Here is a 25,397-nt window from a genome sequence, read left to right as displayed (position 1 = left end):
TCGGCAGGTGCGACCGCCGATCTCGACTCCGACCGCCGACCTCGGCGGATCCGGTGCTCAGCCGCGGGCCGTACGCCGGCAGACCTCGTCCCAGGGCGTGGGCTCGATCCCGAAGCGGGCGCGTGCCGCCGTGTCGTCGAGGACGTAGGGGCGCTCCCACTGGTAGGCGAGGTCGCGCAGCTCGCGCAGCAGCGGGGAGAAGAGGCCGGCGGCGGCGAGGCCTGCGCCGCGCAGGGAGCGGACGCGGACAGGCTGGTGCCCGACGCTCGCGAGGACGTCGGTGAGCGCCTCGCGCTGCGTGCGCGGCGGGTTGCTGGGCGTGTGCCACGTGCGGCCGTGCGCGTCGGGGTCGGCGGCGGCCGCGACGAGCGTGCGTGCGGCGTCCTGGACGTCGGTGAACGAGTGCGGCAGGTCGGTGCGCCCGATCATCGTCACGGCCCGCCCGCGCAGGGCGGCCGGGACGACGCGCGAGACGTGCCCGTTGCTCCCGACCCCGGGCCCGACGAAGTCGGAGCTGCGGACCTCGACGACGCGTGCCCGCCCGGCGCGGTGCGCGGCGAGCGCGTCGGCCCAGAGTCGTGCGCGCAGGACGCCCTTGTGGTCGGTCGCGGCGTCGGGCAGGTCCTCGGTCATCGGCCCGTCGACGGGACCGTACGGGTAGAGGTTGCCGGTGATCGCGTAGACGGCGCCCGTCCGCTCGACGGTGGTCAGCAGCGAGGCCGCGAGCGGCGGCCAGGCGCGCTCCCACTGCGTGTAGTCGCCGGGGTTGGCGCAGTTGTAGAGCACGTCGGCGCCCTCGGCGGCGCGGGTGAGGGCGTCCGCGTCCGAGGCGTCGAGGGCGAGGTGGGTGACGCCCGCGACGCCGGTGTCCCGACCGCTGCGGGTGACGACGGTGACGTGCGACCCGCGGGCCGCGAGCTCGGCGGCGACGTGCCGGCCGACGGGACCGGCCCCGACGACGACGTGCCGGTCGGTGGGGGAGGGTGCGCTGGACATGAGGTCTCCTCTCCGAGAGCAGTGCTCTCGCTTCGTCCAGGAGCATGGCACGGGCGCGGCTCCAGCGCAAGAGCGATGCTCTCGTTTGTGGGCGGCGCTCTCGTCTGCCACGCTGGCGGGATGACGGCACCCCGGACGGCGCGCGCCCTGGCGCGCGAGACCCTGACGCGCGACATCCTCGACGCCGCCCGCGCGCGCCTCGTGGGCGACGGCCCTGCCGCGCTCTCGCTGCGCGCCGTCGCGCGCGACGTCGGCATGGTGTCGTCGGCCGTCTACCGCTACTTCCCGAGCCGCGACGCGCTGCTCACCGCGCTCCTCGTCGAGTGCTACGACGAGCTCGGCGCGGCCGTCGAGGCCGCGGAGGCCGCCGTCGCGCGCGACGACCTGACCGGCCGGTGGCTCGCCGCGTGCCGGGCGCTGCGGTCGTGGTGCGTCCGGCGGCCCGGTGACTTCGCGCTGCTCTACGGCACGCCCGTGCCGGGGTACGCGGCGCCGCAGGACACCGTCGAGCCCGCGACGCGCGTCGTGCGGGCCCTCGTGGGGATCGTCGCCGACTCCTGGGACAGCGGCGAGGGCCCCGTCCCTGGCCCGCGGGACGGGGGCGACGCGGCCGCTCTCGTCGCCCCCGCCGTCGCGTACGTGAGCGCACGGGGTCTCGTCGCGCCCGACGCCCCGGCGGAGGCCGTCGTGCGCACGCTCATGGCCTGGACCGCCCTGTTCGGCACCGTGTCCTTCGAGCTGTTCGGCCATCTCCACCGCACGGTGGCCGACTACGCCGACTGGTTCGACGCTGTCGCCCTGCGGGTGGGGGCCGACGCGGGCGTGGTCCCGCGGTCCGCGACGCGCTGACCGGCCCGCCGCCGCGCCGCGCGGACCGGGTGCGCGGCGCACGCGCGGTACGGATGCGGCTTTGCCGCCGCGTGCCCGGTAGCCTGGGGGTTCTGGTTCCTACGAGCACGAACGAGGTTCACGTGCCCACCGGCAAGGTCAAGTGGTTCGACACCGAACGCGGGTTCGGCTTCATCGCCAACGACGACGGCGGCGAGGTCTTCCTGCACGCCTCCGCGCTGCCCGCGGACGCGCCCGCGCCCAAGCCGGGCGCGCGCGTCGACTTCGGCGTCGCGGACGGGCGACGCGGCCCGCAGGCGCTCGCGGTCAAGCTCCTCGACCCGGCCCCGTCCGTGGTCAAGGCGAAGCGCCGCTCGGCAGACGAGATGGCGGTCATCGTCGAGGACCTCATCAAGGAGCTCGACCGGATCCGTGACGGGCTCGGCAAGGGCCGCTACCCGGAGAAGGGCAAGGCCACGATGGTCGCCAAGGTCCTGCGCGTGGTCGCCGACGAGATCGAGGGCTGACATGGTCGCCGTGGCTGCCGCCGAGGAGCGTTCCCGGGGAGTGTCCGCGCGTGCCGCGCGGGACGCCGTGCTCACGGGCGCGGTCGAGCTCGCGCGCGCCGCGGCCCAGGAGGTCGCCGAGAGCCCCGAGGACGTCGGGGAGCACCTCGGCACGTACGCGGAGGCGGACCGCCTCATCTCCCACCGGTTCGCGTGCACGATGCGCGGCTACCGCGGCTGGCACTGGACCGTCACCCTCGCGCGCGTGCCGCGCGGCCGGACGGCCACGGTGTGCGAGGTCGAGCTGCTGCCCGGTGACGGCGCGCTGCTCGCGCCGTCGTGGCTGCCGTGGTCCGAGCGCCTGCGCCCGGGCGACGTGGGTCCGGGCGACGTGCTCCCGTTCCGCGCCGACGACCCGCGCCTCGAGCCCGGCTACGTGCCCACGGGCGACGAGGAGCAGGACGCGGTCGCGATCGAGGAGCTCGCCCTCGCGCGCGCTCGCGTCCTGTCCCCGCAGGGCCGGGACGAGGCGGCCGAGCGCTGGTACCGCGGCTCGCGCGGCCCGACGGCGCGCGGTGCCGTCGCGTCGGCCGCCGAGTGCGGGTCGTGCGGCTTCCTCGTCACCCTCCGGGGCAGCCTCGGCCAGGTGTTCGGCGTGTGCGCGAACGAGTGGTCGCCCGACGACGGCAAGGTCGTGAGCCTCGACCACGGCTGCGGCGCGCACTCGGAGACCGACGTCGAGCCGCAGCGGAGCGACTGGCCGGCCGCCGACCCCCTCGTCGACGAGCTGCACGTCGAGATCGTCTCGCTGCTCGAGTCGGTCGCCCCGACGGCGGAGCCCGCGACCGCGGTGGTCTCGTCGGCGGACGCGGACGAGGCCCCGGTCGACGCGCAGCCGGACCCTCAGCCCGACTCAGTGCCCGCGGCGGACGAGCCGCACGAGTGACGGACGACGTCTTCGGGACGGCCGCGCTGCGCCGTGCGGTCCTGGAGGCGTGGCGGTCGTCGCCGACGCGTCTGCGCGAGGACGCGAACACCGAGGAGGACCACGCCCACGGGTCGTACCGGGGGCGGGTCGTCGTCGAGCTCGCGCAGAACGCCGCGGACGCGGCGGCCCGTGCGGGGGTCCCGGGACGGCTGCGCCTGAGCCTGCACGCCCCGTCGGGACCTGACGGGACCTGGGTGCTGCGCGCGGCGAACACCGGGGAGCCGCTGGACGCGCCGGGCGTCGCGTCGCTCGTGGCGCTGCGCGCGTCCGCGACGGGGCGGGGCGCGCGCGACGCCGACGGCAGGACGTCCACGGTCGGTCGGTTCGGGGTCGGCTTCGCGGCCGTCCGCTCGGTCTCCGACCAGGTGCGGGTCGGGGCGGGGGAGCGTGCCGTCGAGCTCTCGCTCGCCCGCACGCGCGCCGCGCTCGACGACGTGGTCGCCGACCGCCCCGACCTCGCCGCCGAGGTGGCGCGCCGGGCCGACCGGCTCCCGGTGCTGCGCCTCCCGTTCCCGACTCGCGTCGAGGTGCCGTCGGGCTACGACACGGTCGTCGAGGTCGAGCTGCGCGACGCCGACGCGCTCGCCGCCGTCCGCGCGGAGCTCGCCGACGTGGACGACCCGCTGCTGCTCGCTCTGCCCGCGCTCGCCGAGGTCGTCGTGGCCGAGGACGACGTCCAGGAGCGCCGGGTCGCCGACGTCGCCGACCGGTGGACCGTCCTGCGCCGGGAGGGGGCGATCGACCCGGCCCTGCTCGCGGACCGCCCGGTCGAGGAGCACGCGACGACGCGGTGGGCGGTCACGTGGGCGCTGCCCGACGGCGGTGCGCGCACCGACGTCCTGCACGCGCCGACCCCCACCGACGAGCGCCTCACGTTCCCCGCGCTCCTCCTGGCGACCTTCCCGCTGGACCCGGCGCGCCGGCACGTCCCGCCCGGGCCGGTCACCACCCACGTCGCGCGCGCGGCGGGGCGCGCGTACGCGGAGCTGCTCGGGGGGCTCGCGCGGTCGCGCGGCGCCGACGTGCTCGCCCTCGTCCCGACCGGGCTGCCGGCGAGCGCGGTCGACGCGGAGGTGCGGGCGTCGGCCGAGGCGGAGCTCGCTCGGACCCCCCTCCTCCCGCTCGACGCGCCGCCCGCGCGGGATGCCGAGGAGCCACCCGGGGCGGACGACGACGTCGCGGACGACGGTGCCCGGCACTCGCTGATCGCCCCCGCCGAGGCGTGGGTCCTCGCGGGCGACGCGGGCGACGCGCGGGTGCGGGCCGAGCTCGGGGTGGCGCACCTGGTGGACGTCCCGGGTCCGCTCCGCGCGGTCGCGCGGTCGCTCGGGGCGCAGGTCGTGGACCTCGCGGACGTGGTGGACGACCTCCCGCTCGTCGCCGACCCGGCGCGCTGGCGGGCGCTGTACGACGCCCTCGCGCCGCACGCCGCCGACCGGTCGGTGCTCGAGGCGCTGGGCGCGCTCCCGGTGCCGCTGCTCGGCGGGCAGGTCGCGCGCGGCGCCCGCGGCCTCCTCCTCCTGGACGCCGGGTCGGGCGATCCCGCGGACGCCGGCGGCGGGGTGCTGGACGCTCACGACGCGGCCCACCTCGGGCTGCGTGTCGTCGACCCGCGCGCGGCGCACCCGCTGCTGGAACGCCTCGGGGCGCGTGTGACCGACCTGCGGACGGTGCTCTCCGACGGGGCCGTCCGTGAGCGCGTCCTCGCGGCGTCGGACGCGGCGGAGGCGGGCGACGACCCGACGTCGGACGTCGAGCGGCTGCTCGCGCTGGTCGCGGCGGCGGTGCGCGACGTGCCGGACGCGGCGCGGGCGGGGCTGCCGTTCTGGTGGGGCGAGCTGCCCGTCCCGACGGCCGACGGCGACCGTGCGCCCGTGCGAGGCTGCGCGCTGCCCGGGACGTGGGCCGCGGACGCGCTCGGCACGCTCGACCTCGTCGATCCCGCGGTCGTCGACCGCTGGGGCGAACCGGTGCTGCGCGCGGCGGGGGCCGCCGACGGGCTCGACGTGCTGCGCGTGCGCGACGTGCTGACCCCCGCGTCGGCCGACGACGAGCCGGACCTGGACCCGCACGCGCCGGAGGGGTGGCTGTCCGACTGGGGCGGGTACCTCGGGTACCTCACGACGGTCCTCGGCCCGGAGGCGTACGTGGGCGACGTCGTCGCGGTCGCCGACCTGGACGCCGTCTCCGACGACGCGTGGCCCGACGCCCTCGCGCGCCTCGCCGCGGACCCTGCCGCGCGCGAGGCGCTGCTCGTCCCCGTGCGGGCGGAGGGCGGTCGCGGCGGGACGGCGCGCTCGTACACCGCGTGGTGGCTGCGCGAGGAGCTCGGTGGGGCGTTCGCGCTCGGGACCGGCCCCCGGCGGGCACCGTTCCTGCGCCCGGCTCCGCCGGAGGTGTCGGGGCTCGACGACGAGGCTCTGGTCGCGCTGGGCGGCGTGCGGGACCTCGCGGAGCTCGAGCCGGACGAGTGGGTCGAGCTGCTGGACGACCTGCCCGACGCCGGGCAGGCCGTCGACGCGCAGGCCGCGCGGACGCTCTGGCGCGCGCTCGGCGTCCTCGCGGGACGAGGCGAGCGGCTGGACCCGCCGCCCGACCGGGTACCCGCGCTGCGCGGCGGCGCGGTGCTCGTGGTCGGCGCGGACGACGTCGCCGTCGCGCCCGACCCGATGTGGTCGCCTGTCCGCGCGGTCCTCCCGGCGCCGCCGGGCCTCGTCGCCGAGGTCGCGGACCTCCTGGACGTCGGGATCGTCCCGAGCGACGCCCCCGGCCCGGACGCCGCAGGTCGTCGTGCCGACGTCCCCGAGGTGGTGCCCGCGGTCCTCGACGGGCCGGTGCCGCGCACCTGGGAGCGCCACGACGACCTCCGCGTGGGCGGGGTCGCGGTCTCGTGGTGGGTGGAGCGTGGCGGGGGAGCGGACGCCGTCGTGCACGCGACCGGGCCGACCGGGCTCGCCGCGGGGCTCGCGGTCGCGGCGGGACGCTACGGCGCGAGGTTCGTGCTCGAGGAGGTGCTCCGCGACCCGGGAGCGGCGCAGGGGGCGCTGGCGCGGACGGCCTGGGACGACCTTCAGTCGTCCGACGAGGTGCGGTAGCGGGTCCGGTTCCGGCGCTCCCACGCGAGCCCGAGGAGGCCGAGGACGAGGCCGGCGCCGCACGTGGTGACCGCGCGCGGCGAGATGGTCCCCAGGGCGAGGAGGACGGCGCAGACGACGAGCGCGACCGCCCAGAGGCCCATCCCGACGAGGATCACGACGCGCAGGTCGACCCGCCAGGGCGCCGGGTCGGGGCGTCGGCGGTCGGGGTGGAGCAGCAGCGTGACGAACGAGGGCACAGGGGCATCGTAGCCACGGCGCGGTTTTTCACCCGTACCGGATGTCACAGCCGTGACCTGCGCCACATCCTCTTCTGGTGTGAGCACACGTCGGGAGCACTCGCAACGGCACGCTAGGATGCATGCGCCGCGCTACGGCCTCCACATGTGGTCACCTGTCCAGGTGGATCTGGTCGGCGCCGGGCCGCGCATCGCTTCGGGACCTTCGTCCGATGTATCCGGACCTACGGCAGAACGTGGAATCTGGACACCCGTCCAATCTATTTCTCCGAGCGGCTAGCGCAGCGCGAGATCCGCAGGATCCTGCCCCTCAGGACGCCTCCGACCACGACGGTACGGAACGTCTTCTCACCCGGGTGAAACCCCCTGACAACTCTCGTTCTCGCAGTTTCTGAACCCTAGGATGAGTCGCCATGCAGGGTGTGGAACCGACCGGAGGTGGACGCATGTCCCACAGCGTCACCGAGGACGCCAGGCGGAGCCTGCGCACCCTTCTCGCCACGACACCCGCGGCCCGGATCCGCGCCGCGCGCGCCGCGTTCGCCGCGCAGGGCTGGGAGGTCGCCTACCGGCGTCGCCTCCTGCTCACCGACACGGCGGTGATCGTCGTCGCCGTGCTCGTCGCCTACTTCCTGCGCTGGGACCAGTTCATCAACGAGCCCGTCCGCGAGACACGCGTGCCGTACGTCGTGCTCAGCCTCCTCGTCGGCGCTGCCTGGTTGATCTCGCTCGTCGCGAGCCGGACGCGCGACCCGCGGGTCATGGGCAGCGGCCCCACCGAGTACCACCGGATCTTCGACGCGTCGTGGCGGCTCTTCGCCGTCCTCGCGGTGCTCGCGTTCCTCCTCCGCTTCCCGGAGGCGCGCGGGTACCTCGCGTTCGCGTTCCCGATCGGCCTCGGCGGACTGCTCCTCGGCCGCTACGCGTGGCGGCAGTGGCTGCACGGCCAGCGGGCCCACGGGCGCATGCGCTCGGCGGTGCTCGCGATCGGCCACCGCGACCAGGCCGAGCGCCTCATCCGCGACCTCAACGGCCGCGACGAGTCGGGGTACCGCGTCGTCGGCGTGTGCGTCCCGTCGGGCGGGTTCGGGGCCGGCGAGGAGATCCGGGGCGTCCCGGTCCTCGGGGAGCTGCGGCACGCGGGCGAGGTCGCCACGCGGGTCGGCGCGGACGTCGTCGCCGTGTCGGGCTCGGACGCCATCACGGCCGAGGTCGTGCGGCGGCTGGGCTGGGAGCTCGAGCCGTACGGCGTCGACCTCATGCTCACGGCCGAGCTCGCGGACGTCGCCGGACCGCGCATCACCATCACGCCCGCGGAGAGCGTCTCGCTCCTGCACGTGGACGCGCCCCGGTTCACGGGGCCCAAGTTCGCCGTGAAGTCGGTCATCGACTGGACCGGCGCCGCGCTCATCACGCTCGTCGCGCTGCCGGTGCTCGTGCTCGTCGCGCTCGCCGTCCGGGTCACGAGCCGCGGCCCGGTGCTCTTCCGTCAGGAGCGCGTCGGCCGCAACGGGCGGACGTTCCCCATGTTCAAGTTCCGGTCGATGCGCGCCGGCGCCGACCGCGAGGTCCAGCACCTCGAGGAGCAGAACGACGGAGCGGGCCCGCTGTTCAAGATGCGCGACGACCCGCGCGTCACCCGCGTCGGTCGTGTGCTGCGCCGCTACTCGCTCGACGAGCTCCCGCAGCTCTTCAACGTGCTGCGCGGCGACATGAGCCTCGTCGGGCCGCGGCCGCCGCTGCCGCGCGAGGTCCAGAAGTACGAGAAGAAGGTGCGGCGTCGCCTCCTGGTCAAGCCCGGTCTCACGGGCCTGTGGCAGGTCGGCGGCAGGTCGGACCTGTCGTGGGAGGAGAGCGTCCGCCTCGACGTGTACTACGTCGAGAACTGGACGATGTTCGGCGACTTCCTCATCCTCGCGCGCACGGCGCGCGCGGTGTTCTCCGGCTCCGGGGCCTACTGAGGCCGGCGGGGTGCAGGGTCGGGCGCGGGGAGGTGCGTCGTGCGGGTCTCGGTCTCGGGATGCGGTCGCCGCGGCGTCCTGCACGCGGCCTGCCTCGCGGCGGCGGGCCACGAGGTCGTGCTCCACGACACGGATCCCCGCGCGCTCGACGCGCTCCGCACGGGACCGAGCCGCGCCGCTGAGCCGCGTCTCCACCGCCTCCTCGCGCTCGGCCTCGTGAGCGGCCGGCTGCGCCCCACGACGGACCGCACCGCGGTCGCCGGGGCGCGCGTGCACGTCCTGTGCGTCGGTGCGGGCCCCGATCCCGACCCCGACGGCGTCTCGCGCGTGGTGGCGCTCCGTGACGCGCTCGACGACCTCGCCCCGCACCTCGGCCCGGGGGACCTGGTCGTCGGGCGCGCCCGGGTTCCGGCCGGCACGGCCGAGTGGCTCGCGGCCACCCTCCTCGCCGACGGCGTGCGGGCGACGGTCGCGTGGGTGCCCGACGAGCACCGCACCGGGCACGCCGTCGTCGACCTGCTGCGCCCGGCGCGGCTCGTCCACGGGGTGCCCGCGGGCCCGGACGGCGAGCGGGCGGCCGCGATCCTCGACGCGCTCCACGCGGTGCAGCTCGCGACCGGCGCTCCCCGGACCGTCACCGACCTCGCGACGGCGGAGGGGCTCGGGCACGGCGCGGGCACGCCGCGCCTCGCGGCCCTCGACGGTCTCCGCGAGGGCGGGCACGACGACGCCGACGTGGCGTCGAGCACACCCGTCGCGGCGCTCGCCGCGGTCGGCGCCGCCTGACGTGCGCGGACACCTCCCGGGGGCGATGCCGGACCGTGTCCCACGTGTTACCGCGCGGTCACAGGGTTCTGGCAGCATTCTCACCATGTCCACACCCACCTCCGTCCGCGAGGACGAGCAGGCGCCGCCCCCTGCGTCCGGCGCGATCGACCGCTTCTTCAAGATCACCGAGCGCGGCTCGACGATCGGCACCGAGATCCGTGGTGGTCTCGTCACGTTCTTCGCGATGGCGTACATCATCGTGCTGAACCCGCTGATCATCGGGACGGTCCAGGACGGCACGGGCCAGTTCCTCGGCGGCGGCGACGCGCCCGACTTCGGCAAGATCGCCGCGGCCACCGCACTCGTCGCGGGCGTCATGACGATCGCCATGGGCGTCTTCGCGAACTTCCCCCTCGGTCTCGCGGCCGGGCTGGGCCTCAACGCGGTCGTGGCGTACTCGATCGCGTCGCTGCCGGGGGTGACGTGGGCGGACGCGATGGGCCTCGTCGTCATCGAGGGCCTCATCATCCTCGTCCTCGTGCTCACCGGGTTCCGGGAGGCGGTCTTCCGCGCGGTCCCGGTCGAGCTGAAGACGGCCATCAGCGTGGGCATCGGCCTCTTCATCGCGCTCATCGGCCTCGTCAACGCGGGCTTCGTCACCGCCGGCAGCGGCACGCTCCTCGCGCTCGGCAACCTCGGCACGTGGCCGATCCTCGTGTTCGTGGTCGGCCTCGTGCTGACCATCGTGCTGTGGGTCCGCAAGGTCAAGGGCGCGCTGCTCGTCGCGATCCTCACGGCGACCGCGCTCGCCGTCGTGCTGGAGAACACGCTGCACATCGGCGCCAAGGCGCCCGACGGCTCCAACCCGAACGGCTTCAACCTCAACGCGCCCACGTTCGACGGCGTCGTCCAGGTCCCGGACTTCGGCCTCCTCGGCCAGTTCTCGCTCCTGGGCTCGTTCCAGAACATCGCGACCGTCACCGTGATCCTGCTGGTGTTCTCGCTCCTGCTCGCGGACTTCTTCGACACGATGGGCACCATGGTCGCCGTCGGCGCCGAGGCGCGCCTCAACGACGCGGACGGCGTCCCGCCGCGCTCGCGCGCGATCCTCGTGGTCGACTCGCTCGCCGCGGCCGCGGGCGGCGCGGGCTCCGTGTCGTCGAACACGAGCTTCGTCGAGTCCACGACCGGTGCCGGCGAGGGTGCGCGCACCGGCCTCGCGTCCGTCGTCACCGGCGTCGCGTTCCTGCTCGCGACCTTCCTGTCGCCGCTCGTCGCCCTCGTGCCCTACGAGGCGGCCGCGCCCGCGCTGGTGTTCGTCGGGTTCCTCATGATGACGCAGATCGCCGGCATCTCCTGGAAGAACGTGGAGATCGCGATCCCGGCCTTCCTCACGATCATCGTCATGCCGTTCACCTACTCGATCGCGGACGGCATCGGCGCGGGCTTCCTCGCGTTCGTCGTCATCAAGCTCGCGCTCGGCAAGGTCCGCGCGATCCACCCGCTCATGTGGGTCGCGTCGGCGATGTTCCTCGTGTACTTCCTGCTCGGCCCGATCCGGGAAGCCCTCGGCCTCTAGGCTCGGCCCATGACGAGCGCGGCGGACGAGCGGTCGGGGAAGGCGTCGGTCGACGACCTCCCCGCCGCTCGTCCGCCCGCGTTCTACCGGCTGGAGAACACCGTCCAGCCCTACGACTGGGGCTCGACGTCGGCCATCCAGGACCTCCTGGGGGTGGAGCCGGACGGTCGTCCGGCGGCCGAGCTGTGGATGGGGGCGCACCCGCTCGCGCCGTCGCGCGTCGTGCCCGACGGCGCGGCACACCCGGGCGAGGCGCCTCGCCCGGGCGGGGCGACGGCGTCGGGCACGACGCTCGCGGACCTGGTGCGCGCGGACCCGGTAGGTGCGCTGGGCCAGCGCGTGCTCGACCAGTACGGTCCCCGGCTGCCGTTCCTCCTCAAGGTGCTCGCCGCCGAGCGCGCGCTCTCGCTCCAGGTCCACCCGCACCCGCACCGCGCCCGCGAGGGGTTCAACCGCGAGAACCGGGAGCGCGTGGCGCGCGACTCGCCGCTGCGCAGCTTCCACGACGACCAGCACAAGCCCGAGATGGTCGTGGCGGTGTCGCGCTTCGAGGGCCTGTCGGGCTTCCGGCGACCGGCGCGCATCCTCGAGCTCCTCGACGGGCTCGACGGCGACCTCGTCGCCCGCATGCGTGCCGCGCTGGTCGCCCGCCCGACCGAGGCCGGCGTCCGCGAGGCGTTCACGCTCGCGCTCCATGCCCGGTCGGAGCCCGACGTCGCGGCGGACCTCGCGCGGACCGTCGCGTCGGTCCGGGCCCGGGCGGAGGGGGGCGCCGTCCCGGCGCCCGGAAGCCCGCGGCGCACGTCGCGGCGTGCCGACGCCACCGTGCTCGCGCTCGCCGAGCAGCACCCGGGCGATCCCGGTGCCGTCGTCTCCCTCATGCTCAACCGGGTCACGCTCGAGCCGGGGGAGTCGATGTTCGTGCCCTCCGGGCACGTGCACGCCTACCTGTCCGGCTGTGCGGTCGAGATCATGGCGAGCTCCGACAACGTCCTGCGCGCGGGGCTGACGAGCAAGCTGGTCGACGTCGACGCGCTGCTCGAGTGCGCCACGTGCACGCCCGGCCCGGCCGCACGGCCGCGCCTCGTCGACGACGGGTCCGGCCTCGTCACCTACCGCCCCCCGGTCGCGGAGTTCGCGCTCCGTGCGGGGCCGCTCACGGGTGCGGTGCCCCTGCCCGACGCCGGTCCGCGCGTCGTGCTGTGCCTCGAGGGCGCCGTGACGCTCGTCGGGGGCTCTGGGGACGGCTCTGCCGAGACGCGCCTGGCGCGCGGCGAGTCGGTCTTCGTGCCTCACGCGACCGGGGCGGTCGTCGCACGTGGCGACGGGCGCGTCGTCGTCGCCTACGTGCCCTGATCAGGACACGCACCTTCGCCCCACCGTCGCCCGGGGGTGACGTGCGCCTCTTTATTTACCCTAGGTAATGAGTTAAGGTAACTATCATGCCTGCTGCGGACCCCACTGCCCCCTCCCGGAGCCAGTGCCGGCCCGCCACCCTCGGCGGTGAGCTCCGCGTGGCGCTCACGCGCATCTCGCGCCGCCTGCGCGCCCAGCGCGGCGAGGCCGACCTGCCCGAGGGTCGGTTCGGTGTGCTCACGGTGCTGCACAAGCACGGCGCGATGTCGCCGAGCGAGCTCGCCGAGCACGAGCGCGTCAAGCCGCCGTCGATGACCCGGGCCGTCAACGCCCTCGTCGAGATGGGGCTCGTCGAGAAGGGCGAGCACCCGAGCGACCGTCGCCAGGTCGTCGTGCGGCTCACCGACGCCGGCGTGCGCGAGGTCAAGGAGACCCGCCGCCGCCGGGACGCGTGGCTCACGCAGCAGCTGTCCTCCCTCACGCCCGACGAAAGAGAGACCTTGGCCCGCGCCAGTGAGCTGTTGACCCGGATCGCCGCCCGATGAGCGCGACGTTCTCCTCCCTGAAGTACCACAACTACCGCGTCTGGTTCGGCGCCGCGCTCGTCGCGAACGTCGGCACCTGGATGCAGCGCGTCGCGCAGGACTGGCTCGTCCTCACCGACCTCACCGACAACTCCGGCATCGCCGTGGGCGTCGTGACGGCGCTCCAGTTCGCCCCCGTGCTCGCGCTGTCCGCGTGGGCGGGCCTGCTCGCCGACCGGCTCCCGCGCCGCCGGCTCCTCATGGCCACCCAGGGCGCGATGGGAGTCCTCGCGCTCGGCCTGGGTGCGCTCGTGCTGTCCGGGCACGTCGAGCTCTGGCACGTCTACGTGTTCGCCGGCCTGCTCGGCGTCGTCACCGCGTTCGACAACCCCGTGCGCCAGACGTTCGTCGCCGAGATGGTCCCGGCCGACAAGCTGTCCAACGCCGTCGGGCTCAACAGCGCGTCCTTCAACGCCGCGCGCCTCGTGGGGCCGGGCGTCGCCGGGCTGCTCATCGCGGCCGTCGGCTCCGGCTGGCTGTTCATCATCAACGGCGTGACGTTCGGGGCGACGATCCTCGCGCTGATGTACATGCGCACGCGCGAGCTCCACGTGCTGCCCAGCGCCCCGCGCGAGAAGGGGCAGATCCGCGAGGGCATCCGGTACGTGCGCGGGCGCACCGACATCATCGTCATCATGGTCGTCGTCGGCGTCGTGTCGACGTTCGGGCTCAACTTCCAGCTCACGTCGGCGATGATGGCGAAGGTCGAGTTCGGCAAGGGCCCGGGGGAGTACGGGATCCTCGGGTCGATCCTCGCCATCGGGTCGCTGACCGGGGCGCTGCTCGCCGCGCGGCGCGAGCGACCACGCGTCCGGCTCGTCATCGGGTCCGCGTTCGGGTTCGCCGTCGCGACGGGCGTCATGGCCCTCATGCCGACGTACCCGAGCTACGCGATCGCCTGCATCCCGGTGGGCCTCGCGTCCCTCACGATGATGACCGCAGCCAACTCCACGATCCAGATGTCCGTCGACCCCGTCATGCGCGGGCGCGTCATGTCGCTCTACATGATCGTGTTCCTCGGCGCGACGCCGGTCGGGTCGCCGCTGGTCGGCTGGATCGCCGAGGCGTGGGGCCCGCGCTGGGCCATCGGCGTCGGGTCGATCACCGCCGGGCTCGTCGCCGTGGGTGCCGCCGTCTGGGCGGTGCGCAACTGGCACCTCGAGGTCCGCTATCGCGTCCTCCAGCGCCCGCACCTCGTCGTGCGCTACCTCGACGCGGGCACCCCGGCGGACCGGTCGGCCCGCGCCGAGACGCGCCGTCGGCTCGGGGTCGAGGACGCCGAGGAGGCGGCCCGCGCCGCCTGAGCCCGTGCCTCGCGCCTCACCGGGGCGCGCGGCTCGCCCCGTGCGCCGAGCACGACATGAGGGTCGTCATGGACGTCATGACGACCCTCATGCCGTGCTCGACGCGGGGTGGGGGCGCGCTCGGCCGGAGTCAGGCGAGGTGGCTGACGACGTGGTCGACGCAGGCCGTGAGGGCGCGGACGTCGTCGGGCTCGATCGCCGGGAACATCGCCACGCGGAGCTGGTTGCGGCCCAGCTTGCGGTACGGGAAGACGTCGAGGATCCCGTTCGCGCGGAGCGCGGCCACGACGGCGGTCGCGTCGATCGCGTCGTCGAGGTCGACCGTGCCGACGACGGTGGACCGCTGCGCAGGGTCGGCGACGAACGGCGTCGCCCACTCGCGGGCCTCGGCCCAGCCGTACAGGTGGGCGGCGGACTCGGCCGACCGGGCAGCGGCCCACGGGAGCCCGCCGTTGCCGAGGATCCACTCGACCTGCTCCGCGAGCATGACGAGCGTCGCGATCGCGGGCGTGTTGAGCGTCTGGTCCAGGCGCGAGTTCGCCGCCGCCGTGCGCAGCGAGAGGGACTCCGGCACCCAGCGCGTACCGCTCGACTCGACCTCGTCCGCGCGCGCGAGCGCGTCGGGCGAGCACAGCGCGAGCCACAGGCCGCCGTCGGACCCGAAGACCTTCTGCGGCGCGAAGTAGTAGACGTCGGTCTCCGCGACGTCCACCGGGAGCGCGCCGGCGCCTGAGGTGGCGTCGACGAGCGTGAGCGCGCCGCGCTCGCGCGAGCCCGGGACCCGGCGGACGGGTGCCATGGCGCCGGTCGAGGTCTCGTTGTGCGGCCACGCGTGCACGTCGACGTCGTCGGCGGGCGCGGGCAGCGCGACGGACCCGGCGGGTGCCGAGATCACCTGCGACGTCTCGAGGAACGGCGCGGCCGTCGTCGCGGCGGCGAACTTGGCGCCGAACTCGCCGAACGCGGCGTGCTGCGCCTTGGTGCGCACGAGGCAGGCCGTGGCGACGTCCCAGAACGTCGTGGAGCCGCCGTTGCCGAGCACGACCTCGTAGCCGTCGGGCAGCGAGAACAGCTGTGCGAGACCTTCGCGCGTACGGCGCACGACCGAGCGGACCGGCGCCTGGCGGTGCGACGTCCCGAGCAGGGACGCACCGGCGTCGGACAACGCGCGGACCTGCGCGGCGCGGACCTTGCTCGGCCCGGAGCCGAAGCGGCCGTCTGCCGGCAGCAGGTCCGAGGGGATCGTGATCGGGGCGGTGGCGGGATCAGGCACGCCGTCACCCTACGCGCGTGACACGGCGGCCGGGGGCGGCGTCCGCGGACGCGCGCGACGGTGGTGGTCGCGTCGCGCACGGGTGCCGGAGCATCCGGTCGGGGCGGGCACCACGGGTTCTCCCGCGCGGCCCCCGGGCCGGGTCACGGGCTCGCCATAGACTGTCCCCAGCGGCCCGCCGGTGCGGGCAGGCGCCCCGTGGCGACGACGACCGGGCGCCCCGAGCCGACGAGCGACTGGGAGCGTGACGTGACCGATCTGATCGATACCACCGAGATGTATCTGAAGACGATCTACGAGCTCGTGGAAGAGGGCATCGTCCCGCTGCGCGCACGCATCGCGGAACGCCTCGGGCACTCGGGCCCCACGGTGTCGCAGACGGTCGCGCGCATGGAGCGCGACGGCCTCGTGGTCGTCACGGGCGACCGCCACCTGGAGCTCACGTCCGTCGGCCACGACAAGGCGACGCGCGTCATGCGCAAGCACCGGCTCGCGGAGCGGCTGCTCACCGACGTGATCAAGCTCGACTGGGAGTACGTGCACACCGAGGCGTGCCGCTGGGAGCACGTCATGAGCGAGCTCGTCGAGGAACGCCTCATCGGGCTGCTCGACCACCCGCACTTCGACCCGTACGGGAACCCGATCCCGGGCCTGCCGGAGCTGGGGGAGCAGTTCGAGGAGGTCGACTTCCTCGACGGCGTCGTCTCGCTCCCGGTGCTCCTCGCGGAGCACGGGCGGGACGGCGCGGAGGTGCGCGTCGTGCTTCAGCGGATCGCCGAGCCGATCCAGGTCGACGTCGAGCTGCTCGCGCGGCTCGCGGAGGCCGAGGTGCTGCCGCGCCGGACGCTCGTCGTGCGGTGGGCCGGCGACGGCGGCGTGACGGTGCAGGGGGAGGGCGCGGAGGTCGTGCTGGACCTGCCCGACGACGTCGCGCGCCACCTGTTCGTCGCCCGCGGCTAGTCGTCCGTTCACCCGCAAACGAGCCGTGACCTGCGACGATGCGATCGTCCACATCGATTCGTAATGGGAACGTGACTTTTGCCGAGGCGTCCTGTACGGTCGGTGCTGCTCCATCGGAAGACACGTCCGGGGGAGTCCTCACGCGGAACGCCTAACCCTGTCACCGCACGAGGCCAACGACGACCCGATGACAGGGACGGGGGACCCACTTCCGGGTGCTGGAGACAGCGCCCTTGGGGTGAAGCCCGACGGACCTCGGTCCGCCAGGCCGGGTGACTCTTCCACCCGAACCCGACAGCTGACCTCGCAGGCGTCTTGGAGAGGCACAAAGTGACCGTGAGCACGACTCGCGCCCGCCACCGCGCGGCGCGGCGTCCCGTGACGCCACTCAGCTCTATCGCCCAGGCCGCGTCGGACCAGATGTCGACCGTCGGTCGCCGCACCGCCGTCGTCGCCGCGTCCTCGGGCCTCATCGTCTCGATGATCGGTGCCGCCGCCCCGGCGACCGCCGCCCCCGTCGACAACGAGTCCGGCAAGCTCAACGCCGTCGACCTCAGCGCCCTCACGGCGCAGGCCCGTCAGGCTCTCGAGGCCGCCCCCGCGGTGACCGTCGCGGCCGACGCGGCGTTCACGATCGAGCAGGCCGCCGCGCCTGTCACCGTGACGCCCGCTCCCGAGCCCGAGCCCGAGCCCGAGCCGGAGCGCACCACCCAGACGAGCCGCTCGCAGGAGCGTCAGTCGCAGTCCGAGGCCCCTGCCCAGCAGGAGGCGTCCGTCGACGTCCCCGCCTCGGCCTACGGCTCGACCATCGTCTCGATCGCCGCGCGCTACGTGGGCGTCCCCTACGTCTACGGCGGCACCACCCCCGACGGCTTCGACTGCTCGGGCTTCACCAGCTACGTCTACGCGCAGGTCGGCATCAGCCTGCCGCGCACGTCGAGCGCTCAGGGCTCCGTCGGCACCAAGGTGTCGCGCGACCAGGCGCAGCCGGGCGACCTCATCTGGACGCCGGGCCACATCGCGATCTACGCGGGCGACAACATGATGATCGACGCCCCGCGCCCCGGGAAGACCGTCCAGTTCCGTCAGATCTGGCAGTCGAACCCCACGTTCATCCGCGTGGCCTGATCGCCCACGCTCTCAGGGCCCCAGCGGTCACTGGCCTGACGAACCCCGTCACCTCGCGCATCGTCGCGAGGAGGCGGGGTTCGTGGCATTCTTGACGTGTTCGTGACTCGTGGCAGACGGACGAGCGGACTGGTCTCGGCTAGGTTGGTCGTCCGATGGCACCGGGCCGTCGAGAGGAGAGTCGCTCATGACCCGCACGGAATCCGTCCTCGTCGGCGTGGACGGCTCGGCGCCGAGCCTGCACGCCCTGGACTGGGCCGCGGCGTACGCGCTCCAGGTGGGCTGGCCGCTCCACATCGTCTGCACCTACTCCTTGCCGTCGTTCACGGCGGCCTCGCTCGACGGCGGCTATGCGGCGCTCGACGACTCGGCCATCCAGGAGGGCGCGCGCGCGGTTCTCGAGGAGGCCCGGGCGCGGTCCGAGGCGGCCGGCGTCCGGACCACCGCGACGGTGACGACGGGGGACGCCGCGGGCGTGCTCGTCGAGATGTCGCGCGAGCACTCGCTCGTCGTCGTCGGCACGCGGGGCCGGGGCGGATTCACCGAGCGCCTGCTCGGCACCGTGTCGTCGGCGCTGCCCGCGCACGCCCACTGCCCGACCGTCGTCGTGCCGTACCGTTCTGACGCGAAGGCCTCCGAGGGCGCGCCGCAGGAGCTGCCGGCCGTGAAGCCGCTCCGACGCATCGTCGTCGGGGTCGACGGGTCGCCCTCGGCGGAGATCGCCCTGCGGCACGCGATCCGTCAGGCACAGGCCTGGGACGCGGAGCTCGTCGCGGTCGCCGGCGTCCCGGTCGGTGCCGGTGCCGGTCTCCTCGCGTGGCTGCCTGCGTCGATCGACCACGAGCAGGTCCTCGCGGACATCACGGAGGGCCTGAACGTCATCATCGACCGCCACGAGGCGGAGCACCCGGGGCTCACGATCAAGCGCATCGTGCTCGACGGCACGGGCGCGGAGCTGCTCACGGAGTTCTCGACGGCCTCCGACCTCATCGTGGTCGGGTCCCGCGGTCGCGGCGGCTTCCGCGGCCTTCTCCTCGGCTCCACGAGCCAGGCGGTCCTGCACCACTCGGCGTGCCCGGTCATGGTCGTGACCAAGAAGTGCGAGGACGACGCGCCGGCGACCGAGGACGGCTGAGCCGGTCGGTGACCACCAGGAGCGCTCCTGCGAGGGCTCCGACGATCATCGGTGACGGCACGAGCAGGACCGCTCCCAGCGCGAACCACACCACGAGGGACCAGCCCACCGCTGCGGGCGGCACGATGCCCCGGCCGGCGAGCCACCAGACCAGGACGCCCAGCACGACGAGCGGCACGGCGAAGCTTCCGACGCCGCTCCAGAACGCCACCTGGTCGTTCAGGGTCGCGGCGCTCGGCCGTGCGCCCGGGAAGAGCGGGACGGCCGCCCAGAGTCCCGCGTCGATCCACGCGGCGAGGCGGTCGCGCCCGACCGCCGAGACGATCACCAGGTGACCGGTACCGAGCGTGACGAGCGTGCCTGCGGCGACGCGCGCGGTCCTCAGCGCGGTCGGCGGTGCCTCGATCATGGACGACCTCCGATGTATACGGGCCCGTACGGTTCATGCGTACGGTACCGTATGTATCGGTCGTCCACGACCGCCCCGACCGAGAGGACGCGACGCATGCCCGCCCGGACCCGCACCCCGCGGCACCGCTGGGTCGACGTCGGCCTCGACGCGCTCACCGAGGGTGGACCGGACGCCGTCCGGGTCGAGGCCCTCGCGGCCCGTCTCGGTGTCACGAAGGGGGGCTTCTACGGGCACTTTGCCGACCGCCCGGCTCTCCTGGGGGCGATGCTCGACGAGTGGGAGCGGCGCTGCACGGACGCCGTGCTCGCAGAGGCGGAGGCCGAGGGCGGCGACGCGGTCGAGCGGCTCCGGCGCGCCGGGCAGCTCTCGCACGTCGCGGACCAGCACCGACTCGACCTCGCGGTGCGCGAGTGGGCGCGACGTGACGAGGCCGTCGCCGAGCGTCTGCGGCGCGTCGACGACCGACGCATGGACTACCTGCGCGGTCTCTTCGCGACCTTCGTCGACGACCCCGACGAGGTCGAGGCCCGCAGCACCCTGATGTTCTCGCTCGCGGTGGCGCGGCACTTCATGGTCGCGGACCACCCGGGGCGCTCCACCCGCGAGGCCGTGAGCCTCGCGGGCGAGCTCCTGCTGCGGCAGGACGCCGGCCGATGACCGGTCAGCTGCGGTTGCGGTAGAGCCGCATCGTGATCGGGGCGAGGATCGCGGTGAGGACGACCGACGCGACGAGGACCCACACGATCCCCTCCGTCGCCGGCTCGCCCGCCATGAGGCCGCGGACCGCGGTCACGAGGTGCGTGACGGGGTTGACGTCGACGAACCGCTGCAGCACGACGGGCATCGTCGACGGGTCGACGAAGATGTTGGACGCGAACGTCAGCGGCATGAGCACGAGCATCGAGGTGCCCATGACGGCGTTGGGGGAGCGCAGCACCAGCCCGAGCGCGGTGAACACCCAGCTCAGGGCGAACGCGAACACGAGCAGCAGCACGATCCCGAGGACCACCCCCACGACCCCGCCCGGCGGGCGGAAGCCCAGGACGAGGCCGAGGGCCAGCGTCACGACCGACGCGATCGTGTAGCGGACGGTGTCGCCGAGCAGCGCGCCCACGATCGGTGCGGGTCGCCACACCGGCAGCGACCGGAACCGGTCGAACACGCCCTTGCTGATGTCCGTGTTCATCGTGTAGCCGGTGTAGATCGTCGTGAAGAGCACCGCCTGCACGAGGATGCCCGGCAGGAGGAACTGCAGGTAGCTCTGCACGTCACCGGCGAGGGCGCCGCCGAACAGGTACGTGAACATGAGCGTGAAGATGATCGGCGAGACCGTGACGTCGAAGAGCTGCTCCGGCACGTGCTTGATCTTGAGCAGCGCGCGCCACGTGTAGGTGAAGGTCGCCGACACCGGCGAGGGGCGCGAGGGCCGCCGCTCGAGCGCGACCGCGGCCCGCAGCGCGTTCGCCTCCGGCGCGCGCAGCTCTGCGGCGGTGATGGTGGGGTCGACGGTCATCAGGCCACCTCCTCGATCGTCTCGTCGTCCTCCATGGGCTGGCCCGTCAGGGCGAGGAACACCTCGTCGAGGCTCGGCTGGCCGAGCGTGAACTCCGGCACCACGATGCCCTCGTCCCCGAGCGCGGGCAGGATGCGCGCGACGTCGGCCGCGCCGTCGTCGGGAACGCGCGCCGTGAACGCGTACGGGTCGTTCGCGAGCGTGATCTCCGTGCCGAGCAGGGCGCCCACGACCTCCGCCGCCCGGCCGCGCTGGGTCGCGTCCGCGAGCCGCACGTGGACCGCGCCCTCGCCCACGGAGCGCTTGAGCTCCGTCGCGGTGCCCTCCGCGATGACCTTGCCGTGGTCGATCACGGCGATCCGGTCGGCGAGCTGGTCCGCCTCCTCCAGGTACTGCGTGGTCAGCAGGACCGTCGCGCCGTCCGCGACGAGCACGCGCACGATGTCCCACACCTGGTTGCGGCTGCGCGGGTCGAGGCCCGTCGTGGGCTCGTCGAGGAAGATCACGCGCGGGCTCATGACGAGGCTCGCCGCGAGGTCGATGCGGCGCCGCATGCCGCCCGAGTACGTCTTGACCTGGCGGTCGCCCGCGTCGCCGAGGCCGAACGCCTCCAGGAGCTCGGCCGAGCGCCCGCGCGCCGTGCCTCCGAGGAACCCGTAGAGCCGCGCGAGCATCACGAGGTTCTCCGTCCCCGTGAGGTCCTCGTCCACGGACGCGTACTGCCCCGTGAGCCCGACGACGGAGCGCACCTTGTCGGCGTCGTGCACCACGTCGTGGCCCAGCACGCGCGCCGTCCCCGCGTCAGGCCGCAGGAGCGTCGCGAGCATGCGCACGGCCGTCGTCTTGCCCGCGCCGTTCGGCCCGAGCACGCCGAACACCGTGCCCTCGGGGATGAGCAGGTCGATGCCGTCGACCGCCTTGGTCACGGACTTCCCGGTCGTGAAGTGCTTGACGAGGCCGCGTGCCTCGACGGCGAGGTCGCCGCGTGCAGTGTCGGTCATGTCCCCTCCGCGGGATGGTCGTTCGCCGCTGCCGACGAGCCGCCCGGCTTCCCGGGCCACCCACCCACCGACCGTCGGGGCCGGCAGAACTCATCGGTCGCGCACGTCTTCCATCCTGCGCCGGGCCGGTGCCTGAGGACCAGTGCGATTCGTCAAGAGCAGAGAGGGGTGTGGCTGCGGGGGAGAACCCTCTACTGTGCGGCGGCCTCCGCGGCGGCGAGGAGGACGCAGGTCGCGACGCCGTCCATGGCGACGCGGACCTCCTCGATCGGGGGGAGAGTCGGCGCGAGGCGGAGGACCTTGTCCTCGGGGTCCTTGCCGTAGGGGAACGGGGCGCCGGCGGGCGTGAGGGCGATGCCGGCGGCCTGGGCGAGCTCGACGACGCGCGACGCGGTGCCAGGCACGACCTCGAGGCTGACGAAGTAGCCGCCCTTCGGCTCGGTCCACGAGGCGACGCCCGCGTCGCCGAGGCGCTCGGCGAGGATGCTCGTGACGGCGTCGAACTTGGGGGCGATGATGTCGCGGTGCTTGCGCATGTGCGCGCGCACGCCGTCGGCGTCGCCGAAGAAGAGCGCGTGGCGGAGCTGGTTGACCTTGTCCGGGCCGATGGACTGGGCGGACAGGTGCTTCTTGTACCAGGCGACGTTCGCGGGCGACGACGCGAGGAACGCGACGCCGGCGCCGGCGAACGTGATCTTCGACGTCGAGGCGTAGAGGATCACGCGGTCGGGGTGGCCGGCCTCGGCGGCGAGCGAGATCGCGTCGGCGCTGCGGACCTCGTCGTCGGTGAGGTGGTGCAGCGCGTACGCGTTGTCCCAGAGGATGCGGAAGTCGGGCGCCGCGGCGGGAACCGACACGAGCGCGCGTGCGACCTCCTCGGTGACGACCGACCCGTCGGGGTTCGCGTAGGTCGGCACGACCCACATGCCCTTGATCGTCGGGTCCTCGGCGACCAGAGCCGCGACGGCGGCGGCGTCCGGGCCGTCGGCGTTCATCGGCACGGTGACCATCTCGATGCCGAGGGCCTCGCACACCGAGAAGTGGCGGTCGTAGCCGGGCACGGGGCAGATCCAGCGGACCTTCTCCTCGCGGCCCCACGGGCGCTCCGAGCCGGGGACGCCGAACAGGGTCGCGTACGCGAGCGTGTCGTACATGAGCGTGAGGCTCGCGTTGCCGCCCGCGAGCAGCTGCGCGACGGGCACGCCGAGGAGCTCGGCGAAGATCTCCCGGAGCTGCCGGAGGCCGTCGAGGCCGCCGTAGTTCCGGACGTCGGTGCCCTCGGCGTCGGTGTGCACGCCCTCGCCCGGGAGCGCGAGCAGGGCCTCGGAGAGGTCGAGCTGCTCGGCCGAGGGCTTGCCGCGCGTGAGGTCCAGCTTCAGCCCCAGGGCCTGCAGGTCGGCGTACGCGCGACGCAGGTCGTCGAGGGACGGGGCGGCGCCGGCGGTGGGAACGTCGGCAGGGGCGGTGGGCTCAGGCTGCGCGGTGGTCACCCTGCGGACTCTACCGATCCCGCGCGAGCGCCGTGAGCGCGTCCTCCAGGGCGGACAGCCCGGTCTCGAGGTCGTCGGCAGAGATGGTCAGCGGGGGAGCGAGGCGGATGGTCGAGCCGTGCGTGTCCTTGGCGAGGACGCCGCGCGCGAGCAGCGCCTCGCACAGGTCGCGACCCGTCCCTCGCGCAGGGTCGAGGTCGAGCCCCGCCCACAGGCCGAGGCCGCGGACGTCGCCGAGCAGTCCCGCGTCCACGAACCCGGCGAGCCGTTCGTGGAACCGCACGCCGCGCTCGCGCGCCTGGCGCTGCGGCTCGCCGGTGGCCAGGAGGTCGACGACGGCGAGGCCCACCGCGCACGCGAGCGGGTTGCCGCCGAACGTGCTGCCGTGCGTCCCGGGCGTGAGGACCTCGAGCACGTCGTGGCGCCCCACGACCGCCGACACGGGCAGGATCCCGCCGCCGAGCGCCTTGCCGAGCGTGACGAGGTCGGGGCGCACGCCCCACGTCTCGACGGCGAGCGTCGTGCCGGCGCGCCCCAGGCCGGACTGGATCTCGTCGGCGACGAGCAGCACGTCGCGCTCGGTGGTGAGGGCACGCAGCCGCGGCCAGTAGTCGGCGGGCGGCACGACGACGCCGGACTCGCCCTGGACGGGCTCGAGCAGCACCGCGACGGTCGTGTCGTCGATCGCGGCGGCGACGGCGTCGACGTCGCCGTACGGCACGAGCCGGAATCCTGGCGTGTACGGGTCGAACCCCCGGCGCGCGTCCTCGTCGTCGGAGAACGACACGATCGTCGTCGTGCGGCCGTGGAAGTTCCCCGATCCGACGACGATCGTCGCCTCTCCCGGCCGGACGCCCTTGACCTCGTACCCCCACTTGCGGGCGGTCTTGATCGCGGTCTCGACGGCCTCGGCGCCGGTGTTCATAGGGAGCACGAGGGAGCCGGTCCCGCCGGTGGTGAGCGGCCCGACGAGCGCGGCGAGCGCGTCGGCGAACGGGTGCAGGAGGTCGTGGTCGAACGCGCGCGACGTGAGCGTCACCCGCCCGAGCTGCGCGGTCGCGGCCGCGACGAGCGCAGGGTGCCGGTGCCCGAAGTTGAGGGCCGAGTAGCCCGCGAGGAAGTCGAGGTAGCGGCGCCCGTCGACGTCGGTGACCCACGACCCCTCGGCGGTCGCGACCGTCACGGGCAGCGGGTGGTAGTTGTGCGCGAGCGCGTCGCGCGGCGTCTCGTCCGCCGGCCCGGCGACCGGGCGGACGTCCTGCGCGGTCACGCCGCGCTCCCCGACGCCGCGGTGCGCGATCCGGGAGCGATCTCCCGGATCTCGAGCGTGCAGCACTTGGCGCCGCCGCCCCCGCGCAGCAGCTCGGACGTGTCGACCGGGAGGGTCTCGTAGCCGCGCTCGCGCAGCGCGGCGGCGAGCCGCTCGGCGCGCGGTGCGTGCACGACGTGCGCGCCGTCGCTCACCGCGTTGAGGCCGAGGACGACGGCGTCCTCCTCGGTCGCGAGGAGCGCGTCGGGGTACCGCTCGCGCAGCACCTCCTGCGCCGCGGGCGAGAACGCGGGCGGGTAGTAGACGACGTCCACGGCCGGTGGCCCCGTGAGGCCGGGGTGGGCGCCGCCGTCGGGCACCCGGGAACCGGCGACCGTGCCGGAGCCCCCGCGCAGCACGGTGAGCGCGGTGTCGAGGTGGTAGAAGCGCGGGTCGACGAGCTCGAGCGTCACGACCTCGCGCCCCCACAGCGCCGCGGCCTCGGCGTGCGCGGCGCGGTCGGTGCGGAAGCCGGTCCCGGCGAGCACCACGTCGCCCGCGACGAGGAGGTCGCCCTCGCCCTCGTTGACGTGCTCGGCGAGGTGGGTGACGTAGCCGTGGTCGGCGAACCACTTGAGGTAGGCGGGCCCCTCGGGCCCGCGCTCGGGGTGCGTGAAGCGCGCGGAGTAGACGAGGCCGTCGACGACGGTCGCGCCGTTGGCGGCGTAGACCATGTCCGGCAGACCCGGGACGGGGTCGATCGTCTCGACGGCGTGGCCGAGGTCGCGGTAGGTGTCGCGCAGGCGCTCCCACTGGGCGACCGCGAGCGGGGTGTCGACCGGCGTCCGCCGGTCCATCCACGGGTTGATCTCGTAGCTCACGGTGAAGTACGTGGGCCGGCACATGAGGTAGTGCCGGGGCTGGCCTGGGCGCATCGCCGCCTCCTCGCGTGAGCCGGGCCTGCCGGGGTGGTGCGGCCCGGGTGGTGGCCGGACGGGGGATGCGTCCGGTGCTGCTGGTGGGCTGCCGGTT

The 25,397-nt window shown here is 74.4% G+C and carries 23 protein-coding genes and 1 riboswitch; of the genes, 14 read left to right on the top strand and 9 right to left on the bottom strand.

Annotated features, from left to right (window positions below):
• Positions 1-57: 57 nt before the first annotated feature.
• Positions 58-996 carry an NAD-dependent epimerase/dehydratase family protein gene (locus ACN9MS_RS16330; RefSeq protein WP_426309506.1) on the bottom strand — a complete coding sequence of 313 codons (939 nt, stop codon included), beginning with the start codon at positions 994-996 and terminating at the stop codon, positions 58-60.
• 120 nt (positions 997-1,116) lie between these two features.
• Between ACN9MS_RS16330 and ACN9MS_RS16325 the strand changes: the two genes are divergently transcribed.
• The 4 genes from ACN9MS_RS16325 to ACN9MS_RS16310 all read left to right on the top strand — a co-directional run bounded on the left by ACN9MS_RS16325 (position 1,117) and on the right by ACN9MS_RS16310 (position 6,413).
• Positions 1,117-1,845: a TetR/AcrR family transcriptional regulator gene (locus ACN9MS_RS16325; RefSeq protein ID WP_426309505.1), complete on the top strand. Its 729-nt coding sequence runs from the start codon at positions 1,117-1,119 to the stop codon at positions 1,843-1,845.
• A gap of 122 nt (positions 1,846-1,967) precedes the next feature.
• On the top strand, positions 1,968-2,351 hold the full coding sequence (locus ACN9MS_RS16320; RefSeq protein ID WP_047232420.1) for a cold-shock protein: 384 nt from the start codon (positions 1,968-1,970) through the stop codon (positions 2,349-2,351).
• A 1-nt stretch (position 2,352) separates the two neighbouring features.
• Positions 2,353-3,276: a DUF3027 domain-containing protein gene (locus tag ACN9MS_RS16315; RefSeq protein WP_426309504.1), complete on the top strand. Its 924-nt coding sequence runs from the start codon at positions 2,353-2,355 to the stop codon at positions 3,274-3,276.
• Positions 3,273-6,413, top strand: coding sequence for a sacsin N-terminal ATP-binding-like domain-containing protein (locus tag ACN9MS_RS16310; RefSeq protein ID WP_426309503.1), 3,141 nt, complete (start codon positions 3,273-3,275; stop codon positions 6,411-6,413). Before ACN9MS_RS16315 ends, ACN9MS_RS16310 begins: the two co-directional genes overlap by 4 nt.
• Here the strand turns inward: ACN9MS_RS16310 and ACN9MS_RS16305 are convergent.
• Positions 6,389-6,652, bottom strand: a complete 264-nt coding sequence (locus tag ACN9MS_RS16305) for a DUF2530 domain-containing protein (protein ID WP_141390019.1) — start codon at positions 6,650-6,652, stop codon at positions 6,389-6,391. The two genes, ACN9MS_RS16310 and ACN9MS_RS16305, sit on opposite strands and share 25 nt — an antisense overlap.
• Positions 6,653-7,098: 446 nt before the next feature.
• Here ACN9MS_RS16305 and ACN9MS_RS16300 point away from each other — a divergent pair, with 446 nt between their 5' ends.
• From ACN9MS_RS16300 to ACN9MS_RS16275, 6 genes are all read left to right on the top strand, one after another.
• Complete coding sequence (locus tag ACN9MS_RS16300) at positions 7,099-8,613, top strand: sugar transferase (protein WP_426309502.1); 1,515 nt, start codon at positions 7,099-7,101, stop codon at positions 8,611-8,613.
• Between the two features lie 39 nt (positions 8,614-8,652).
• Positions 8,653-9,399: a hypothetical protein gene (locus ACN9MS_RS16295; protein WP_426309501.1), complete on the top strand. Its 747-nt coding sequence runs from the start codon at positions 8,653-8,655 to the stop codon at positions 9,397-9,399.
• A gap of 85 nt (positions 9,400-9,484) precedes the next feature.
• On the top strand, positions 9,485-10,960 hold the full coding sequence (locus ACN9MS_RS16290; protein WP_426309500.1) for an NCS2 family permease: 1,476 nt from the start codon (positions 9,485-9,487) through the stop codon (positions 10,958-10,960).
• A 9-nt stretch (positions 10,961-10,969) separates the two neighbouring features.
• The gene (manA, locus tag ACN9MS_RS16285) at positions 10,970-12,316 is read left to right on the top strand and encodes a mannose-6-phosphate isomerase, class I (protein WP_426309499.1); all 1,347 of its coding nucleotides are present in this window, start codon (positions 10,970-10,972) and stop codon (positions 12,314-12,316) included.
• Between the two features lie 86 nt (positions 12,317-12,402).
• Positions 12,403-12,861: a MarR family winged helix-turn-helix transcriptional regulator gene (locus tag ACN9MS_RS16280; protein ID WP_426309498.1), complete on the top strand. Its 459-nt coding sequence runs from the start codon at positions 12,403-12,405 to the stop codon at positions 12,859-12,861.
• On the top strand, positions 12,858-14,204 hold the full coding sequence (locus ACN9MS_RS16275) for an MFS transporter (protein ID WP_426309497.1): 1,347 nt from the start codon (positions 12,858-12,860) through the stop codon (positions 14,202-14,204). The genes ACN9MS_RS16280 and ACN9MS_RS16275 overlap by 4 nt, the downstream gene beginning before the upstream one ends.
• Positions 14,205-14,334: 130 nt before the next feature.
• On the opposite strand, the gene serC is transcribed toward ACN9MS_RS16275, so the two are convergent.
• A complete protein-coding gene (gene serC, locus ACN9MS_RS16270) occupies positions 14,335-15,477 on the bottom strand; it encodes a phosphoserine transaminase (protein WP_426309496.1) in 1,143 nt (380 codons plus the stop codon).
• A gap of 249 nt (positions 15,478-15,726) precedes the next feature.
• Here serC and ACN9MS_RS16265 point away from each other — a divergent pair, with 249 nt between their 5' ends.
• From ACN9MS_RS16265 to ACN9MS_RS16255, 3 genes are all read left to right on the top strand, one after another.
• The gene (locus ACN9MS_RS16265) at positions 15,727-16,437 is read left to right on the top strand and encodes a metal-dependent transcriptional regulator (protein WP_064315815.1); all 711 of its coding nucleotides are present in this window, start codon (positions 15,727-15,729) and stop codon (positions 16,435-16,437) included.
• A gap of 167 nt (positions 16,438-16,604) precedes the next feature.
• Positions 16,605-16,765, top strand: a riboswitch (cyclic di-AMP (ydaO/yuaA leader).
• Positions 16,766-16,857: 92 nt separating this feature from the next.
• Complete coding sequence (locus tag ACN9MS_RS16260; RefSeq protein WP_426309495.1) at positions 16,858-17,565, top strand: C40 family peptidase; 708 nt, start codon at positions 16,858-16,860, stop codon at positions 17,563-17,565.
• Between the two features lie 187 nt (positions 17,566-17,752).
• Positions 17,753-18,700, top strand: a complete 948-nt coding sequence (locus ACN9MS_RS16255; RefSeq protein WP_426309494.1) for a universal stress protein — start codon at positions 17,753-17,755, stop codon at positions 18,698-18,700.
• Here the strand turns inward: ACN9MS_RS16255 and ACN9MS_RS16250 are convergent.
• Positions 18,645-19,109, bottom strand: coding sequence for a hypothetical protein (locus tag ACN9MS_RS16250; RefSeq protein WP_426309493.1), 465 nt, complete (start codon positions 19,107-19,109; stop codon positions 18,645-18,647). The genes ACN9MS_RS16255 and ACN9MS_RS16250 overlap by 56 nt on opposite strands.
• 96 nt (positions 19,110-19,205) lie before the next feature.
• Between ACN9MS_RS16250 and ACN9MS_RS16245 the strand changes: the two genes are divergently transcribed.
• A complete protein-coding gene (locus ACN9MS_RS16245) occupies positions 19,206-19,769 on the top strand; it encodes a TetR/AcrR family transcriptional regulator (protein ID WP_426309492.1) in 564 nt (187 codons plus the stop codon).
• A 4-nt stretch (positions 19,770-19,773) separates the two neighbouring features.
• On the opposite strand, the gene ACN9MS_RS16240 is transcribed toward ACN9MS_RS16245, so the two are convergent.
• The 5 genes from ACN9MS_RS16240 to ddaH form a co-directional block, all read right to left on the bottom strand.
• Positions 19,774-20,625 (bottom strand): ABC transporter permease, encoded by an 852-nt coding sequence (locus ACN9MS_RS16240; protein WP_426309491.1) that lies wholly within the window; start codon positions 20,623-20,625, stop codon positions 19,774-19,776.
• Positions 20,625-21,626, bottom strand: a complete 1,002-nt coding sequence (locus ACN9MS_RS16235; RefSeq protein ID WP_426309490.1) for an ATP-binding cassette domain-containing protein — start codon at positions 21,624-21,626, stop codon at positions 20,625-20,627. The genes ACN9MS_RS16240 and ACN9MS_RS16235 overlap by 1 nt, the downstream gene beginning before the upstream one ends.
• Before the next feature lie 191 nt (positions 21,627-21,817).
• A complete protein-coding gene (locus ACN9MS_RS16230; protein WP_426309488.1) occupies positions 21,818-23,116 on the bottom strand; it encodes an aminotransferase class I/II-fold pyridoxal phosphate-dependent enzyme in 1,299 nt (432 codons plus the stop codon).
• A 10-nt stretch (positions 23,117-23,126) separates the two neighbouring features.
• Positions 23,127-24,386: an ornithine--oxo-acid transaminase gene (rocD, locus tag ACN9MS_RS16225; protein ID WP_426309487.1), complete on the bottom strand. Its 1,260-nt coding sequence runs from the start codon at positions 24,384-24,386 to the stop codon at positions 23,127-23,129.
• Positions 24,383-25,300 (bottom strand): dimethylargininase, encoded by a 918-nt coding sequence (gene ddaH / locus ACN9MS_RS16220; protein ID WP_426309486.1) that lies wholly within the window; start codon positions 25,298-25,300, stop codon positions 24,383-24,385. Before ddaH ends, rocD begins: the two co-directional genes overlap by 4 nt.
• Positions 25,301-25,397: the final 97 nt, after the last annotated feature.

The organism is Cellulosimicrobium sp. E-16 (assembly GCF_049913115.1).
Lineage (GTDB): Bacteria > Actinomycetota > Actinomycetes > Actinomycetales > Cellulomonadaceae > Cellulosimicrobium.
This window is presented reverse-complemented; position numbering and strand designations above follow the sequence as displayed.

Excerpts from the sequence above, each read along its gene's own strand:
- ddaH (WP_426309486.1), bottom strand. The coding sequence starts at position 25,300 with ATGCGCCCAGGCCAGCCCCGGCACTACCTCATGTGCCGGCCCACGTAC.
- ACN9MS_RS16245 (WP_426309492.1), top strand. The coding sequence starts at position 19,206 with ATGCCCGCCCGGACCCGCACCCCGCGGCACCGCTGGGTCGACGTCGGC.
- ACN9MS_RS16300 (WP_426309502.1), top strand. The coding sequence starts at position 7,099 with ATGTCCCACAGCGTCACCGAGGACGCCAGGCGGAGCCTGCGCACCCTT.
- ACN9MS_RS16315 (WP_426309504.1), top strand. The coding sequence starts at position 2,353 with ATGGTCGCCGTGGCTGCCGCCGAGGAGCGTTCCCGGGGAGTGTCCGCG.
- ACN9MS_RS16275 (WP_426309497.1), top strand. The coding sequence starts at position 12,858 with ATGAGCGCGACGTTCTCCTCCCTGAAGTACCACAACTACCGCGTCTGG.
- ACN9MS_RS16240 (WP_426309491.1), bottom strand. The coding sequence starts at position 20,625 with ATGACCGTCGACCCCACCATCACCGCCGCAGAGCTGCGCGCGCCGGAG.
- ACN9MS_RS16250 (WP_426309493.1), bottom strand. The coding sequence starts at position 19,109 with ATGATCGAGGCACCGCCGACCGCGCTGAGGACCGCGCGCGTCGCCGCA.
- manA (WP_426309499.1), top strand. The coding sequence starts at position 10,970 with ATGACGAGCGCGGCGGACGAGCGGTCGGGGAAGGCGTCGGTCGACGAC.
- ACN9MS_RS16260 (WP_426309495.1), top strand. The coding sequence starts at position 16,858 with ATGTCGACCGTCGGTCGCCGCACCGCCGTCGTCGCCGCGTCCTCGGGC.
- ACN9MS_RS16330 (WP_426309506.1), bottom strand. The coding sequence starts at position 996 with ATGTCCAGCGCACCCTCCCCCACCGACCGGCACGTCGTCGTCGGGGCC.
- ACN9MS_RS16325 (WP_426309505.1), top strand. The coding sequence starts at position 1,117 with ATGACGGCACCCCGGACGGCGCGCGCCCTGGCGCGCGAGACCCTGACG.
- ACN9MS_RS16290 (WP_426309500.1), top strand. The coding sequence starts at position 9,485 with ATGTCCACACCCACCTCCGTCCGCGAGGACGAGCAGGCGCCGCCCCCT.
- ACN9MS_RS16280 (WP_426309498.1), top strand. The coding sequence starts at position 12,403 with ATGCCTGCTGCGGACCCCACTGCCCCCTCCCGGAGCCAGTGCCGGCCC.
- ACN9MS_RS16235 (WP_426309490.1), bottom strand. The coding sequence starts at position 21,626 with ATGACCGACACTGCACGCGGCGACCTCGCCGTCGAGGCACGCGGCCTC.
- ACN9MS_RS16255 (WP_426309494.1), top strand. The coding sequence starts at position 17,753 with ATGACCCGCACGGAATCCGTCCTCGTCGGCGTGGACGGCTCGGCGCCG.